General features: G+C 51.0%; 16 protein-coding genes. 8 read left to right on the top strand and 8 right to left on the bottom strand.

Annotated features, from left to right (window positions below; genetic code table 11):
• Positions 1–42: 42 nt before the first annotated feature.
• Both tsaB and yoaA read right to left on the bottom strand, forming a co-directional pair.
• Complete coding sequence (tsaB, locus tag PSI9734_RS01325) at positions 43–735, bottom strand: tRNA (adenosine(37)-N6)-threonylcarbamoyltransferase complex dimerization subunit type 1 TsaB (RefSeq protein ID WP_173919314.1); 693 nt, start codon at positions 733–735, stop codon at positions 43–45.
• Positions 732–2,663, bottom strand: a complete 1,932-nt coding sequence (gene yoaA / locus PSI9734_RS01320; RefSeq protein WP_173919313.1) for a DNA repair helicase YoaA — start codon at positions 2,661–2,663, stop codon at positions 732–734. Before yoaA ends, tsaB begins: the two co-directional genes overlap by 4 nt.
• 356 nt (positions 2,664–3,019) lie before the next feature.
• Here yoaA and hisG point away from each other — a divergent pair, with 356 nt between their 5' ends.
• From hisG to hisIE, 8 genes are read left to right on the top strand one after another with little or no spacing between them, the layout of a single operon-like run.
• A complete protein-coding gene (gene hisG, locus PSI9734_RS01315; RefSeq protein WP_173919312.1) occupies positions 3,020–3,928 on the top strand; it encodes an ATP phosphoribosyltransferase in 909 nt (302 codons plus the stop codon).
• A 4-nt stretch (positions 3,929–3,932) separates the two neighbouring features.
• A complete protein-coding gene (hisD, locus tag PSI9734_RS01310; RefSeq protein WP_173919311.1) occupies positions 3,933–5,258 on the top strand; it encodes a histidinol dehydrogenase in 1,326 nt (441 codons plus the stop codon).
• The gene (gene hisC, locus PSI9734_RS01305; RefSeq protein WP_173919310.1) at positions 5,255–6,349 is read left to right on the top strand and encodes a histidinol-phosphate transaminase; all 1,095 of its coding nucleotides are present in this window, start codon (positions 5,255–5,257) and stop codon (positions 6,347–6,349) included. The genes hisD and hisC overlap by 4 nt, the downstream gene beginning before the upstream one ends.
• Entirely contained in the window at positions 6,346–7,422 is a 1,077-nt protein-coding gene (gene hisB, locus PSI9734_RS01300; RefSeq protein WP_173919309.1) for a bifunctional histidinol-phosphatase/imidazoleglycerol-phosphate dehydratase HisB, read from the top strand. The genes hisC and hisB overlap by 4 nt, the downstream gene beginning before the upstream one ends.
• Positions 7,419–8,057 carry an imidazole glycerol phosphate synthase subunit HisH gene (gene hisH / locus PSI9734_RS01295; protein ID WP_173919308.1) on the top strand — a complete coding sequence of 213 codons (639 nt, stop codon included), beginning with the start codon at positions 7,419–7,421 and terminating at the stop codon, positions 8,055–8,057. Before hisB ends, hisH begins: the two co-directional genes overlap by 4 nt.
• Entirely contained in the window at positions 8,038–8,775 is a 738-nt protein-coding gene (gene hisA / locus PSI9734_RS01290; RefSeq protein WP_173919307.1) for a 1-(5-phosphoribosyl)-5-[(5-phosphoribosylamino)methylideneamino]imidazole-4-carboxamide isomerase, read from the top strand. The genes hisH and hisA overlap by 20 nt, the downstream gene beginning before the upstream one ends.
• Complete coding sequence (gene hisF, locus PSI9734_RS01285; RefSeq protein ID WP_173919306.1) at positions 8,757–9,566, top strand: imidazole glycerol phosphate synthase subunit HisF; 810 nt, start codon at positions 8,757–8,759, stop codon at positions 9,564–9,566. The genes hisA and hisF overlap by 19 nt, the downstream gene beginning before the upstream one ends.
• Positions 9,566–10,183: a bifunctional phosphoribosyl-AMP cyclohydrolase/phosphoribosyl-ATP diphosphatase HisIE gene (gene hisIE / locus PSI9734_RS01280; protein ID WP_173919305.1), complete on the top strand. Its 618-nt coding sequence runs from the start codon at positions 9,566–9,568 to the stop codon at positions 10,181–10,183. Before hisF ends, hisIE begins: the two co-directional genes overlap by 1 nt.
• Here the strand turns inward: hisIE and PSI9734_RS01275 are convergent.
• The 6 genes from PSI9734_RS01275 to htpG form a co-directional block, all read right to left on the bottom strand.
• A complete protein-coding gene (locus tag PSI9734_RS01275; protein WP_173919304.1) occupies positions 10,152–11,555 on the bottom strand; it encodes an MATE family efflux transporter in 1,404 nt (467 codons plus the stop codon). The two genes, hisIE and PSI9734_RS01275, sit on opposite strands and share 32 nt — an antisense overlap.
• Before the next feature lie 18 nt (positions 11,556–11,573).
• Positions 11,574–12,797: an aminotransferase class V-fold PLP-dependent enzyme gene (locus tag PSI9734_RS01270; protein ID WP_173919303.1), complete on the bottom strand. Its 1,224-nt coding sequence runs from the start codon at positions 12,795–12,797 to the stop codon at positions 11,574–11,576.
• Entirely contained in the window at positions 12,790–13,605 is an 816-nt protein-coding gene (locus tag PSI9734_RS01265; RefSeq protein WP_173919302.1) for an alpha/beta fold hydrolase, read from the bottom strand. The genes PSI9734_RS01270 and PSI9734_RS01265 overlap by 8 nt, the downstream gene beginning before the upstream one ends.
• Positions 13,602–14,006, bottom strand: coding sequence for an MAPEG family protein (locus PSI9734_RS01260; RefSeq protein WP_173919301.1), 405 nt, complete (start codon positions 14,004–14,006; stop codon positions 13,602–13,604). Before PSI9734_RS01260 ends, PSI9734_RS01265 begins: the two co-directional genes overlap by 4 nt.
• 89 nt (positions 14,007–14,095) lie before the next feature.
• Positions 14,096–14,740, bottom strand: a complete 645-nt coding sequence (gene adk, locus PSI9734_RS01255) for an adenylate kinase (protein ID WP_173919300.1) — start codon at positions 14,738–14,740, stop codon at positions 14,096–14,098.
• Positions 14,741–14,809: 69 nt separating this feature from the next.
• Positions 14,810–16,702, bottom strand: coding sequence for a molecular chaperone HtpG (htpG, locus tag PSI9734_RS01250; protein WP_173919299.1), 1,893 nt, complete (start codon positions 16,700–16,702; stop codon positions 14,810–14,812).
• Between the last annotated feature and the right edge of the window lie 16 nt (positions 16,703–16,718).

Genomic DNA, 16,718 nt, shown 5'->3' with positions numbered 1-16,718 from the left:
GTTGGTACTCCTTCTGCAGTTTATTCAGTGTACCCAGCAGCTTTAGCCACGTCCGGGTAGCTTTTTCCAGGTCACTTCGTTACGCACATACAATGGCTCAAGTTCCGCCGCGTCAACCGCAGCGACGCTATCCGCGAGGGTCAACATATCTTCGGCAAGTGGCAAGGTAACAGTCTCCAGCACCGCCACTTCATGATCAGGATCAAGCTGCGACCGATAGGCTTGCCAGCCCGTTCCTACGCCAACCACAGCGGTATTTGCCGATGGCCGCCAGGCTTGTGTTTGCAATGGTGACAACGCAGCCATTTGTGGTGCCATCAAGGCTTGTGCAATGCCGCCTTGATTGGTGAAACTCGCCACATAGACCTCTTGCATTCGTGCATCTATCGCGCTCACAATCGTTGTTGCTGACTCGCGGCGAATCGCCTGCTGCGCAAGTGCCGCTAAAGTAGAGACGGGATAGACCGGTAAAGTGTGACTGAATGCCAGCCCTTGGCAAATGGCCACACCAATACGTACGCCGGTGAAACTTCCTGGACCGTAGCCACAGACAATACCATCGATGTCGGCCAGCCCAATACCAGCTTCGGCTAACACCTCGTCGACAAAACCCAATACCCGCTGTGAATGCTCACGCGGTGTAATTGCCGCGCGCTGAAAACAGCGCCCGTTATAGCGCAGCGCAACGGAGCACTGTTCGGTGGCGGTATCGATGGCTAATAAAACTGCGCTCATGCAGGTGTTTCTCCATTTATTTCTGCTAGAAAGTTTAACGCCTGAGTTAAATTACGGGTGCGTTTAAGCGGCGGTAAGCTGGCTAAAAATAGTTGCCCATAAGGCTTTGTCACAAGTCGCTGATCACACACAATGAGTACCCCACGATCGCTACTATCACGAATCAAGCGTCCGGCCCCCTGCTTCAGTGCAATCACCGCGGGGGGTAATTGTACCTGAGTGAAGGGCTCAGCTCCACGTAAGCGACAGTCTTCAATTCGAGCTTGCAACAATGGATCATCGGGTGAACCAAAGGGTAGTTTGTCAATAATAACGCAGGTCAACGCATCTCCGCGTACATCGACACCTTCCCAAAAAGATGAAGTGCCCAAAAGTACCCCGTTGCCGGCGGCAATAAAGTCGGCTAACAGCTCTCGCTTATTAGTACTCCCCTGCACGAACAGCGGTCGGTCGGTAAGCGTCTCAAGCCGTTCAGCGACACGTTGCAACATACGATGACTGGTAAATAAAACGAAAGTACCGCCGCGCTTATTCACATCTAACACTTGGGTTGTGACTTGAATTAGGTGCTCAAGCATACCCACCTCGTGTGGCTGCGGTAAATAGCGTGGCACACACAAGGTCGCTTGTTGGGAAAACTTAAAAGGGCTCGGCAAACATAAGGTTGCGGCCTGCTCCAGCCCTAACAATCGGGTAAAATGCGAAAAATCATCGCCAATAGCAAGGGTCGCCGAGGTAAACACCCAACTGGCTTCGGAATTAGCAACATAACTACCAAACTTATCTGCCACCTGTAACGGCGTTTGGTGCAAGGTCACTTGTCGTGGCGTTGTTTCAAACCAAAAACTAAACCCGGTCCGCTGTGTCTCTTGCAGCATTTCCCAGGTATGCAGCGACTGTACGCAGCGCTCATACACAGTATCAAGGTCTTGGTTGCGGCCGATGGCCCCTTTCACAACTTCGGTAAAAAAGGTTAATGCCTCACTCACCAAAGCGATGGCTGCAGCAACTTGCGGTTGCTGCTGAGCTTGGCGCCAATTACCACGCTGAGGGTCTACCGGGAAAGCTAAACGCCAATCGCGCAAGCTCCCTAATAGTTTGTCTGCAGCTTTGTCGAGTTGCCGTAAGTCTTTCACTTCAGTTAGGTAGAGAACCTTCGCTTCCTGCGCTAATTCTTGCAGTTGCCGACTGCCCACCGACTCACCAAAATATTGACTTGCGATATCAGGAAGCTGATGCGCCTCATCAAACACCAACGCATCGACGTGTGGTATCAGTTCACCAAAGCCGACATCTTTGAGTGCCATATCGGCAAAAAACAAATGGTGATTCACCACCACGATATCGGCTTCCAACGCGCTTTTTCGTGCTTTGACCAAATAGCAATCGTCATAATCAGGGCAATCGCGGCCTAAACAGTTATCGACCGTACTCGTCACATGAGGCAGTACTTCGGCATCTTCGGGTAAGGCATTTAAGCCGCCAACATCGCCGTCTTCCGTTCGCGCGGCCCAGCGTTTAACTTCAACCACTTGGCGCTGAACCGTGGTTGATAGCTCACTGGCATGAGCCTGACTTTGCGCCAGCCGATGTAAACAAAGGTAGTTGCTGCGGCCTTTCAATAAGCTGACTTGTTTTTGTGGGGCGATGGCATCGCGTAATGCCGGTAAATCACGATGAAAAAGCTGCTCTTGTAGCGCTTTTGTTCCGGTCGAGATAATAGCTGAGCCCTTGCTTTTCAGTATTGGCACTAAATAAGCGTAGGTCTTACCTGTGCCCGTTTCAGCTTCCACCACTAATTGGCTTTTTGCTTTGAGTGTTGCGGCAATCGCCGTTGCCATTTCCGTTTGCGCGGGGCGTGGGGCGAAGCCTTTCAACGCCTTTGCTAAGACGCTGGTGGACTTAAAATACTGAGCTACGGATGTCATCGCTAGTGCGGTCTTTATTTCGGCATGATCGATACCCGCTAGGTTAGCGTAACTGCTTTTAAATGGCTATGTGCAATACTTTGAGAATACGCATCAATAAACCTATACAACTTTACATACAAGAAATACTTCGCATAACAAAATTAAGGGTTGAAGGCTTATTTGCAGAGCTATACAATTGCTTCATTCTGAATTTAAGGGACTTAAAATGCGATATACAACTTGGCACCACCATCATTTTTTACGACGACGTTAGCCTCGAAGTATTCGCGGAAGGCTAACACTTGGTGGTTGCCTTCACCCATTACAAACCCCGAAAGGCAACCTTTTGGGGTTTTTTTATAGGAGTTTTAAACATGGTTGTCGATACCAATTCATCACGCTTAACCATTGCCATTCAAAAGTCGGGCCGGCTCAGCAAAGAGTCGATGAATTTACTTCAGGCTTGCGGTGTGAAATTTAGTTTGCATGAGGCCCGTTTACTAGCGCACAGCAGTAACCAACCCATCGATTTAATGCGCGTACGCGATGATGATATTCCAGGCCTTGTCATGGACGGCGTGGTCGATTTAGGTTTAGTGGGCGAGAACGTCCTTGAAGAAGCGCGCCTAGAGCGGGTGGCAACCAAGCTACCCGCCGACTTTAAACGCCTACGCAACCTTGATTTTGGTGGTTGCCGCTTGTCTATTGCCGTTCCCAAGGAGGACAACTATAACGGTCTCGCGGATCTGGAAGGTAAACGTGTCGCAACAACCTACCCTTACTTATTGCAAGACTACTTACAACGCCAAGGCATCAATGCCAGTACCGCAGTGTTAACCGGCAGCGTTGAAGTTGCGCCGCGCGCGGGCTTAGCCGACGCGGTGTGCGATTTAGTTTCAACTGGTGCGACGCTAGAGGCTAACGGCTTAGTTGAACAAGAAGTGATATTTAACAGCCAAGCTCAATTGATTCAGCGGCCGCAGTCACTGAGCTCGACCAAGCAGCAGCTTATTGAACAATTACTTCCACGGCTTGATGGCGTGCAAATGGCACGGGAAAGTAAGTACATTATGCTACACGCACCGCGCAAGGCATTAGACCAAGTTGCCGCATTGCTTCCTGGGGCTGAGCAACCCACTATTTTACCATTAAGCCACAGTGATGAAGTGGTTGCCGTGCACGTAGTAAGCACCGAGAACCTATTCTGGGAAACCATGGAAGAGTTAAAAGCGGTGGGCTGTAGCTCGATTTTAGTCTTACCTATCGAAAAGATGATGGGGTAACACTATGAACTGCGAAAGTCTCAACTTAAACAGCCGGCAATTTGTTTGGTCAAGCTTAACTAAAGCTGAGCAAGACGCTTTGTTGCAGCGCCCGGTACAAGGCACTTCTGCGACACTCAATAGCACCGTGAGCACTATCTTGACGGCGGTACGCGATCAAGGCGATGCAGCGGTCATTGGCTATACGCAAAAGTTCGACTGTGCACAATTGACCTCGTTAAGTTATTCCGCAGCGGCCATCGCGCGCCAGATCGCTAAGCTGCCAGCTAAAACGCGGGAAGCTATCGATAAAGCTTACAGTACGATTCGACGGTTTCACGAAGCACAACAGCCGCAGGATATTCGAGTAGAAACAGCTCCGGGTGTGACCTGTGAGTTACGTTACGCCCCTTTGTCCGCCGTCGGTCTTTATGTACCTGGCGGCAGCGCGGTATTGCCATCAACCGCTTTAATGCTCGGTGTTCCGGCACAATTGGCCGGTTGCCCAAGAGTGGTATTGGTGAGCCCGCCAGATCAACAAGGCGAGTTATCACCGGCGTTACTTTATGCTGCACAACGTTGTGGTATTACTGAAATTTATCGTTGCGGTGGTGCTCAAGCGGTTGCGGCACTGGCCTATGGCACCGAGTCTATCGGCAAGGTTAATAAAATTTTCGGCCCCGGTAACAGCTATGTGACGGCTGCCAAACAAGCTGTTTCACAAGACCCGCAAGGCGCAGCGATCGATATGCCAGCAGGCCCATCAGAACTAATGGTGATTGCCGATGCTAGCGCAAACCCGGCCTTTGTCGCCGCCGACTTGCTTTCGCAAGCCGAACACGGAGCTGATTCTCAAGTATTACTGCTAAGCCCAAGCGCAGCCATTATCGACGCTGTTGGCCAGCAACTTGAGCGCCAGCTCACAACACTTTCGCGGGCCTCTACAGCTCGGCAAGCTTTGGCAAGCAGTGCCCTCATTCAGGTCGAGAGCCTTGCTCAAGCGGTTGACATAAGCCAGCGCTATGCACCTGAGCACTTATCAGTGCAAACAGCTGAACCTGACCAGTTAGCGCAACAATTGACCCATGTTGGATCACTGTTTCTTGGGCCTTATACGCCCGAATCTGGCGGTGACTATGCGACCGGCACCAATCACGTGCTGCCGACCTATGGCTTTGCCAGCAGCGCCAGTAGTTTAGGCTTAGTCGACTTTTATCGCCGCTACACCAGTCAAAAAGCGAGCCGTGAAGGCCTTGCCGGCCTCGCCTCCGCTATTGTCGAACTGGCTGAAACCGAAGGTTTAGATGCCCACGCTCGTGCAGTTACGCTGCGCTTGGAGGCGTCATCATGAATGACTTTATTCGCCGCCTACAACGGCCTCACTTAGTGCAATTGACCCCGTATCAATCCGCCCGGCGGAGTATGTCTGGCGGTTCCGTTTGGCTAAATGCCAACGAAGCGCCAGCAACGCCAGCATTTCCTGAACAACAAGACTGGAACCGTTATCCCAGTTTCCAAAGCAATGGCTTGAACCAAGCTTATGCAAATTACGCTGGGGTTCCTATGGAGCAGGTGCTTAGCTGTCGTGGCAGCGATGAGGCAATCGACCTCTTGATCCGTAGCTTTTGTGAGCCGGCGACTGATGCCGTAATGCTGACCACGCCAACTTATGGCATGTACGCGATTAGCGCGGCAACTCAGGGCGCACAGGTTGTCGATTGCCCGTTACAGCCGGCCGCTGATGGTAGTTTACAGTTGGATGTGCCAGCGATGTTGGCGCGCTGTGATACACCTGATGCGGCACCGATAAAGCTTATTTTTATCTGCAGTCCTTCGAACCCGCTTGGTAACGAAGTCGATGCAGACGCACTGCGAGCCCTTTTAGACGGTGTCGGTGAGCGTGCGATTGTGGTGCTTGATCAAGCTTATATCGAGTTTGCGGAGGCAAGTTCGAGCCAGTACTCGGTGGCCAACTGGTTGGCCGATTACCCGCAATTAGTCGTGCTGAGAACGCTCTCGAAAGCCTTCGGTTTGGCGGCCCTACGGTGTGGGTTTGCGCTGGGGCAGCCTGAACTTATCGAGGTACTGCGTAAGGTGATTGCGCCCTACCCGCTTCCACAGCCGACTCTTGTTGCGGCTGAACAAGCGTTAACTACCACTGGACTTGCTGCGATGCACGATCAACTAGCAGACATTGCCCAGCAGCGCCAACGGTTGCTGGACGAACTTGAAACGCGCAGCTGGGTCATTCGTATTTGGCCAAGCGTGACCAACTTCATTCTTATTTCCGTAACAGATGCCGATACCCTGATACAACAGTGCTTAAGCGCGGGCGTATTGATCCGTAACCAGTCGAGCCAACCAGGGCTTGGCCAATGTGTACGAATCAGCATCGGCAGCAACGAAGAAATGACCCAATTACTGGAGGCTTTGCCACAATGACGCAGCAGAAAATTCTTTTTATCGATCGCGATGGCACTTTGGTTGAAGAGCCGGCTATCGATAAACAACTCGATAGCGTGTCTAAGCTCGAATTCGAACCGCAGGTAATTCCGGCGCTACTAGCACTGCAAAACGCCGGCTTCATGCTGGTGATGGTGTCGAATCAAGATGGTTTGGGCACGAATAGCTTTCCCCAAGCTGATTTTGACGCGCCGCATCAGCTAATGATGGATATCTTTAGCTCTCAAGGCGTACATTTTGCCGATGTACTGATATGCCCACACTTTGCGGAAGATAACTGCAGTTGTCGCAAACCTAACTTAGGTTTGGTGAAATCATACTTGCAGCAAGGTCGTATTAACTTTAGCGAGTCTTATGTTATCGGTGACCGTGAAACCGATCTACAATTGGCCGAAAACATGGGCATTCAAGGGCTTCGTTATCAACGCGACAGCCTGAATTGGCAAGCCATTCAACACCAATTACTCGACCGCCCGAGAACCGCAACGGTCACCCGCAAAACCAAAGAAACCGCCATTGCTATCGATGTTGATCTCGATGCTCAAGCTCCGATCGAAATTGCGACCGGTATCGGTTTCTTTGACCATATGCTCGAGCAAATTGCCACGCACGCAGGTATTTCTTTGCGCGCGCAAGTACAGGGCGACTTGCACATCGATGAACACCACACCGTCGAAGACACGGCCTTGGCGATCGGCCAGGCCTTGCGTCAAGCGCTTGGCGACAAGCGAGGAATCGCCCGCTTTGGCTTTGCCCTACCGATGGATGAATGTCGCGCAGAATGTTTGATAGATCTATCAGGTCGGCCGTATTTGCAGTTACAAGCCGACTTTAGCCGAGCGGATGTGGGCGGCATGGCGACCGAAATGGTCGGTCACTTTTATCGTTCACTAAGTGACGCTATGGCGGTGTCATTGCACCTTAGTACCACCGAGGGCAACTGCCACCATCAAGTGGAGAGCTTGTTCAAGGTATTCGGTCGCGCTTTGCGTCAAGCCATTCAGCGCACCCAAGATGGGGCCTTACCATCAAGCAAAGGTATGCTGGCATGAATGTCGTCATTGTAGATACCTCGTGTGCCAACCTAGCGTCGGTAAAATTTGCTCTGCAGCGATTAGGCATCGAGCCGGTGATCAGTGCCGATGCGGCAGTGATCAAGGCAGCCGAACGCGTGATCCTTCCCGGCGTAGGCACTGCCAAAGCAGCGATGCGTAATTTACAGCAATTGCAGTTGGTGGAAACATTGCAGCAACTGCGCCAACCGGTGCTGGGTATTTGCCTGGGAATGCAGCTACTTACCGAGTCGTCAGCCGAAGGGGACGTGGCGTGCCTTGGGGTAATTCCGAGCCGTACCGAAGCAATGATCGCTAAACCCGAGGTCAATAATGCTCCCCTACCGCACATGGGCTGGAATACCCTAAGTCTTCAGGTCGACAATCCGCTGGTTAAAGGACTTGAGGCACCAGCTTACTGTTATTTTGTGCATAGCTTTGCGGTGGCTACAGACGCTTATACCGTCGCCGAAAGTAGCTATGGTGGCATGACCTTTGCCTCGATGATCCGCAATGGTAATTTTTTTGGTGCGCAATTTCACCCAGAACGTTCAGGGCAAGTTGGCGCAACTATTTTAAAGAACTTTTTGTTTGCAGAACTTTATGGAGCAACTGATGCTGATACCCGCACTTGATTTAATCAACGGCCAGGTGGTGCGTTTACAACAAGGGGACTTTGAGCGTCAAACAACCTATGCCAACGACCCGCTGCCCATTGCTAAGGCCTATGCGAGCGCTGGCGCTAAATGGTTACACGTGGTTGATCTAGATGGCGCTCGTGACCCAGCCCGACGCCAAACAACCACCCTAAAACGGCTCGCCGAAGCGCTCCCCATGTCTCTTCAAGTCGGTGGTGGCATTCGCCAAAAAAGCGATTTAGAAGAGCTTTTCCAATGCGGTGTGAAGCGAGTGGTGATAGGCTCGTTAGCCGTTCAAAACCCAGCATTGGTGTCGGCATGGTTGCAAGACTATGGCAGCGACGCCATCGTTATTTCCATTGATGTAAGTATCGCTGACGACGGCCAGGCCTATGTTGCAACCCATGGTTGGCAACAAACTTCAGAGCTGACACTCGAGCAGGTCATTGAACGCTTTTTGCCAGATGGCTTACGCCATGTGCTTTGTACCGATATCTCGCGCGATGGTATGTTAGGTGGCTACAATGTTGAGCTCTACGATAACCTCAAACGACACTATCCCGAATTGCTCATCCAAGCCTCCGGCGGCGCGGCGCAACTGTCCGACTTGCGCCAGCTGCGCCGCATCAACTGCGATAGCGCTATTCTTGGTAAAGCACTGCTAACCGAACAGTTCACCCTTGAGGAGGCCTTTCAATGCTGGCAAAACGCATAATTCCGTGTCTCGATGTACGCGATGGCAAAGTGGTGAAAGGCGTACAATTTCGCAACCACGAGGTTATCGGCCCCATTGAGCCTTTAGCTGAGCGCTATGCTAGTGCTGGCGCCGATGAGTTGGTGTTTTACGATATTACGGCGTCTTCCGATGCTCGAGTGGTCGATAAATCGTGGGTAGAGCGTATCGCTCGTCGCATTGATATTCCGTTTACCGTTGCCGGTGGTATTAGCAGTATTGCACAAGCCCGTGAGTTACTCGCTATGGGCGCCGATAAGCTGTCCATAAACTCGCCGGCACTGCGTGATCCTGAGCTGATTAATACCCTAGTCGATGAGTTCGGCCAACAATGCATTGTGATTGGTATCGACAGTTTTTACGATGCGCAAACCGATCGCTATATGGTCTACCAGTTTACCGGCGATGAGAGTAAGAGTCAGCGTACCAGCTGGCAAACCGCCGACTGGCTACAACAAGTTGTCGAGCGTGGCGCTGGCGAAATCGTGTTAAATTGTATGAATCAAGACGGGGTTCGACAAGGCTACGATATCGCCCAACTAAAATTGCTACGTGAACTGTGCCCTGTGCCTCTCATTGCGTCTGGCGGAGCGGGTTGTATTGAACATTTCACTGAGGTATTCAAAGCAGCCAATGTCGATGGTGCACTTGCTGCTTCGGTGTTCCACAAGAACACCGTGGTTATCGCCGAACTAAAACAACAGCTCAGTGCCGCCGGGCTAGCGATTCGCCCGTTAGAACAACCGTTAGAACAACCGTTAGAGGAAGCTTAATGCGTATTCAAGCAAGCAACCAAGATCAAATTGATTTCGCCAAGCAACAGAATTTAGTGCCCGCAATAGTTCAACATGCTCTGAGTGGTACGGTATTGATGCAAGGCTATATGAACGCTGCAGCGGTTGAAGCGACCCTAGCCGACCAGCGCGTGACATTTTTTAGTCGTAGTAAACAGCGTTTGTGGTGCAAGGGCGAGGCCTCAGGTCACTATTTAGAGCTGGTAAGTATGCATACTGATTGCGACAACGATAGCTTACTGGTACTCGCCTTACCCAAAGGGCCAACGTGCCATTTAGGCACCGAGAGTTGCTTTAGTGAGCCAGACTATACCGAGCAGCCGCTGTTAAGCCAATTGATGCGCATAGTACAGTCTCGCAGCGCCAATGCTGATGGCGCCAGCTACACTGAGCGGCTGTTAGCCGAGGGAAGTAAGCGAGCGGCGCAAAAAGTCGGCGAAGAAGGCGTGGAAACGGCACTCGCCGCAGTTGCTGACGACCGCGAAGAATTGCTCAACGAGAGTGCCGATTTACTCTATCACCTGCTGGTGTTGTTACGCAGTAAAGACCTTGAGCTCAATGACGTTATGCAGGTTCTTTATCAGCGCCGCCGTTAGCATCTAGATGATGCTCGCGGTCGTACCTTTGACTGATCACTTTTAAACGCCAAGTCAGTAATACGGCGGCACAACTTAACCCGACAATGAAACCAATCCACATGCCGGCAGCACCAATCGCCGGCACTATTACGTCGGTGAGCGACAACAGAATACCGACGGTTAAACCTAACGGCCAATACGATAAAAAGGTGATGAACATCACCACTTTGGTATCTTTATAACCGCGTAAGGTTCCCATAGCGACCGCTTGGAAAGTATCCGACAAGGTGAAAATAGCCGCCAACCCCATCAACGTTGCCGCCAATTGAATCACCGCTTGATCATTCGTGTACAGACCCGCTAACCAAGCGCCACCAAGGTACATAATAAGGCCATTGACGCCAGCAAACGTCATCCCATAAAACGTCGCCAATTTATGGCTAAGCATCGCATTTGCTGGGTTACCAGCTCCCAACGCAAAACCGACTCGCAGCGTTACCGCCATCGACAAGCTTAGCGGTACCATGTACACCAACGACGAGATATTCAAAGCGATTTGGTGGCTGGCAACCACCGTGGCCCCAAGTGGTGCTATCACCAACGCCGCTGCGGCGAACAAGCTCACTTCAAAAAACATTGACGTTGAAATTGGAAAGCCGATACGAAGGGTATACCAAATATCATCCCAATCAGGTCGATACCATTGCTTGAACAGCGCGATAGGCTTAAAGCGTTTCGCCAATAACACATAAAGAAGAAGCCCAAGCGCCATAACCCAAAGCACGATTGCTGTTGCCACACCGCAACCGGCACCACCTAGTTCAGGTGCACCAAACTTTCCATAAATGAGTATGTAGTTTGCGGGAATATTAACCAGCAACCCAATCACACCAATCACCAGCGACGGCATAGTGTGCGATAAACCTTCACAGAAGTTGCGCAGAACCATGTAGATCACTAAGGCCGGAATCGCCCACAACAAATAAAACAGGTACTCTAATGTGATAGTTCGAAACGCATCTTCAACTTGCATTGCGTTAAGGATTAATGGCGCCGCCAAAATAACCACCACACAGGCCAAACTACCAATGAGCGCAGTATAAAAGCCTTGTTGCGTTATATTGGCAATTTTATGTTGCTTTTGGGCACCATCGAAATGCGAAATAATGGGCGCTAATGCCAATGCTAAACCGAGTACTATCAAGGTCGACGGAACCCAGATACTTCCGCCGACCGATACTGCTGCGAGATCAACGGCACTGACCTGCCCAGCCATCACCGTATCGACAACACTCATCAGCATTTGAGTCAATTGGGCTACTAAAATAGGGCCTGTTAGTTTGGCGAGCTTTTTTGACTCAGTCCACCAATGGTCGGCTGCACGGCGCATAGTTCATTCTCTTTTTGGTTAGTCTTCAATAAACAGCTGGTAAGCTTCATCTAGGGCTGCGAGCAGACGCTCACAATCGGCGGGCGTATTATAGGCGCCAAAGGACACTCTGACCACCGCTTCGTGCTGCCAGTGCGACAAAAGTGGCTGTGCGCAATGGCTGCCTGCTCGTACTGCAATGTTTTGTTCGGCCAGAAAGCTAGCAATATCAAAGGCGTGAATCGCAGGTGCGAAAAAACTAAACAAAGGCAACGCCGCTGAAGGTCTCGGTAACACCTTCAACCATGGCCGCTTGCGCAACTCAACCACGCAATCATCGGCAAGTTTTTGTACGTAGTCGCCAAGACCTAACTGGCGTTGCTCTTCGAGCCATTTAGCAGCTTCGGCACACGCCACAACCGCGGCGGTGTTTGGGGTGCCAGCTTCATATTTTTGCACCCCTGCTAACCACTGGCTGGCTGAAGGCGTTACCTGCGCAACCATACCGCCCCCCAACCAAGCCGGATCGAGCTGCGACTGTAAAGATGTCGCTGCATAGAGCACACCACAGCCAGTCACGCCGTACATTTTATGGGCCGAAAAGGTCAAGGCATCACAACCTAAGCTAGTCACATCAATAGGTAGTGCCGACACCGCTTGCGCGGCATCAACGCAGCTAATGGCACCGACGCTTCGAGCGCGCTGACAAATCGCCTGCACTGGCAGTACTTGCCCGGTGATATTACTCGCTAAGGTCACTGCAACAAGCTTACAGCGTGGCCCTATTACCTCAGCCCAATCGTCAGGCAGTTGCCCGGTTGTCGGGTCGAGGTCGAGCCAACGCAAGGCCAGTTGGTGTTGCTCAGCCAAACGTTGCCATGGCAAGAAGTTGGCATGATGTTCAGCGCGACTCACCACCAATTCGTCACCCGGTTGCCAATCAATACGCAGGCCCTGCGCTAATAGATTAAGGCTATGGGTTGCTCCGGCGGTAAATACCAGTTGCGTCGCATCAGTTCCTAGCCAGCGCGCCAAATAGCTTCGTGCCTGCTCGAGCAGTTCCGTTGCATGCTGGGCCATTGGATACGCTCCACGGTGAGCATTCGCATGCTCGCCGCGGTAATAATCTAAGTAGCGCTGCAGCACAATTTCTGGCACCTGACAGCTTGCAGCACTGTCAAGGTAAACCAAGTCTGGCTGCTGTTGCCACAAGGCAAATGCCTCACGCGCGCCTGAGTATTGCCCTTTGCTACGGTTAATCACACGTGGCTACCGCATGTTGTTGCGCAATAAACTCAAGCAACAACGGGTTAATAACGCCCGCATGGGTCAGTGGTCCCATATGACCACAGTCAACGTCTTGCACCTTCACCTCGCGCAGTACCTTGGCCAGTTGTTCGGCCACACGCTTGGCACTGGCTTGGGTTTGGCTGCCGCGAAGCAGTAATACTGGCACCGTAATGTCAGCATAGTCGCTCAGCTGATGGGGTTCGCCCATTAGTGCGGCAAAGTCCATGGTGACTTTCTCCGCTTGGCTTGCCATCAATTGCTGTATTTTTGGCGGGAGCGCAGAGAAATAACCTGGCTGATTCCAGTAGTCGACAAAGGCGGCCGTGGCAGCCATTTTATCTTCTTGGTACATTTGTTCTGCGATAGCATCAATTTCTTGGCGCGCAGGATCTGAGGCATCGAGTACGTGAAAGGCTACCGGTTCGAAGACCGCTAACGCACGCACTGGGAAATGCTGTTCTAAAGTCAGTTTTAACGCCAAAGCGCCGCCGTAGGAATGACCCACTAAGAGCACAGGCTGGTCACCGGCCAGTGCCTTAACGGCTTCAACAATTCGCCCTAGCTCGTCAGCAAAACGAAAATTATGGGCATCGTCGACTGCTGGCGATGGTGCTTTGCCATACCCTAGTAGGTCAATCGCAATCACATAGTAACTTGACTCAAGCTGTTGGCTTAAGGCTCGCCACTGACCACTATTACTTTGCGAACTATGCAACAGTACTACCGGCGGATTGGTGGCCTCACCACTTACATGAATACCTGTTGAGAGCGCTGAACTCATAACTGGGTTCCAACCACGTAGCCAATCATGTAGCCCGCTTGCACTAGCAACACGGTGAAAGTACCTAACACGCCAATCGTACGAGCCCATGACGGACCAATCGTCATGCGCAAGCCAATAGCATGGCAAATACGTGCAACAAACAGCAATCCGCCGAGGCTATGCAATAACATCGGGCTCGCACCGCTGAGCTCCATCAGCACTAACATTAACAGGGTAAAAGGTACGTACTCGGCGAAGTTACCATGAATGCGTACAGCAACTTCAAGATCTTTCGATTCACCGGTTCCGATACCAACCCGATCGCGCCAGCGCAGGCGAATAATCATCACCGCCAGCGCAAAATAGAGTAACGCAAGCAACCCGGCGTAAAGCATACTTATAGATAGATCGACCGTCATTTTTTATTCTCCTTAGAAACGTTTACAAAAAAGCCCACACAAGGTGGGCTTTGTCGAATCAACATAGGTTGGCAAAAACTCTGCAACAGTTAGCCGAGTAACTCACCAAGCTCTTGACTGATGGTTTCGACATCACGCGTTCCGTCAACTTTGTGGAACGCTGTCTGGCCTTGGTCAGCTAGTTTACGATAATACGCAACTAATGGCTCGGTTTGTTCATGATAAATAGCTAACCGTTTGCGTACGGTTTCTTCTTTATCGTCATCGCGGATGATCAAATCATCACCGGTCACATCGTCTTTGCCTTCAGTTTTCGGCGGATTATGTTGTACATGATAAACCCGACCTGAGCCAGGGTGTACACGACGGCCACTCATACGCTGGACAATGACATCGTCCGGTACTGCAAACTCTAAAACCACGTCGACATCGATACCAGCTTCTTGCATCGCATCCGCCTGTGGAATCGTGCGCGGAAAACCATCCAAAAGAAAACCGTTTTGACAGTCAGGTTGCGCAACGCGCTCTTTGACAAGCCCAATCATAATATCGTCGGATACGAGCTTCCCCGCATCCATTACCGCTTTTGCTTGCTGTCCTAGTTCAGTACCCGCTTTGATTGCAGCTCGTAACATGTCGCCCGTTGAGATTTGCGGAATCCCAAAGGTTTTCATGATGAACTGCGCTTGGGTACCTTTCCCTGCGCCTGGCGCGCCTAACAGGATAATGCGCATTTACAACCTCTTTTGTCATTTTCGGTTTGCATGGTATTTAGGTCGAACTTTACCGCCTAGAGGCCCGCTTTACAAGTCTGTTAGCTCCATCATTAAGCGGTTTAACCGCGTCACAAACTGAGCTGGGTCTTTCAAGCTGCCCCGCTCTGCCAGTGTCGCTTGGTCAAGCAGTAACTGTGCCCATTCGGAAAACTTCGCTTCGTCTTCCACCGACACAACGCGTTGTACCAACGTGTGTTCCGGGTTTAGTTCGAAAATATACTTCGTTTCTGGCACTGCTTGCCCAGCCGCTTCCATCAATTTCGCCATCTGCGTGCTCATATCGTTTTCATCGGTAACGATACAGGCCGGCGAACTTGTTAGGCGATGGGTTACACGAACGCTTTTAACCTTGTCACCAAGCGCACTTTCAAAACGCTTCACTTGCTCTTCAAAGGTCTTCTCAAGCTCTTCTTGCTGTTGCTTGGCTTCTTCATCTTCTAAGTCACCAAGGTCAAGGTCGCCACGCGTAACGCTTTGGAAAGCCTTTTCTTTGTACTCGGTAAGATGACTCATGAGCCATTCATCGATGCGCTCAGATAGAAGTAAGACCTCGATGCCTTTCTTACGGAAGATTTCAAGCGCTGGGTTATCACGCGCCGCTTCATAGCTATCGGCAACAATGTAATAAATCTTGTCTTGTTGCTCAGGCATGCGCTCCAGGTAAGCATCTAAGCTAACAGTCGCTTCGGTCTTGTCTTCATGGGTTGAAGCAAAACGCAATAATTCAGCGATTTTTTCTTGGTTCGCATGGTCCTCCGCAGGCCCCTCTTTGAGCACTGTGCCAAAGGTATTCCAAAACTCTTGATAGGCTTCGGCATCATCACGGGCAAGCTTTTTCAGCATACCAAGAACTTTCTTGGTGCTGCCACTACGCATTGCGCGCGTTACTTTGTTGTCTTGCAATATTTCACGCGACACGTTCAGCGGCAAATCATTCGAATCCATAAGGCCGCGTACGAAGCGCAAATAGGTAGGCATTAATTGTTGTGCGTCGTCCATAATGAACACCCGCTTCACATATAATTTAATACCGTGTTGCTGCTCACGATTCCAAAGGTCCCAAGGCGCGCGCTTCGGAACATAGAGCAAGCTGGTATATTCTTGGGTGCCTTCTACTTTGTTGTGGCTCCACAACAGCGGGTCTTCGAAGTCATGCGCGATGGTTTTATAAAACTCTTTATATTCGTCATCGCCAATGTCGCTTTTTTCACGCGTCCACAGCGCCTGTCCAGAGTTTACCGCTTTCCATTCGGTGGCTTTGCCATCGTCATCACGTTCTGGCATTTGCACTGGAATGCTCAAATGATCTGAGTATTTGGTGATAATGCCTTTTAAGCGACTTTCATCGAGGAAGTCTTGGGCATCGTCGCGCACCTGTAAAATAATATCAGTGCCGCGTTGTGCCTTCTCAATCAGACGAAGATCAAATTCGCCTTCACCTTGAGAACTCCATTCAACACCTTCATTGCTCTGTGAGCCAGCAGCGCGGGTGCGAACTAGAACACTATCGGCAACGATAAAGGCAGAATAAAAACCGACGCCGAATTGACCAATCAGGCGGCTGTCTTTGGCTTCATCGCCTGACAACTTACTGAAAAATTCAGACGTACCAGACTTGGCGATGGTACCGAGGTTACTCATCACTTCATCACGCGTCATACCAACACCGTTATCGCTAATGGTGATGGTACCGGCCTCTTTGTCGACACTGACGCGTACGCGCAGCTCGGCATCATCGGCAATCAGTTTACTATCGCTCAACGCTTTAAAACGCAACTTATCCGCCGCATCTGAGGCATTGGATACCAGTTCGCGTAGAAAGATTTCCTTGTTGGAATAAAGCGAATGAATCATCAGGTGAAGCAGTTGCTTCACTTCAGTCTGAAACCCATGGGTTTCTGCTTGACGGGTCTCCGCCATAGTGGACTCTCCTGCA

It is taken from the genome of Pseudidiomarina piscicola (assembly GCF_902806985.1).
Taxonomy (GTDB): Bacteria; Pseudomonadota; Gammaproteobacteria; order Enterobacterales; family Alteromonadaceae; genus Pseudidiomarina; species Pseudidiomarina piscicola.
The sequence above is the reverse complement of the archived record's forward strand: the minus strand, read 5'-3'. Positions and strand labels throughout refer to the sequence as shown.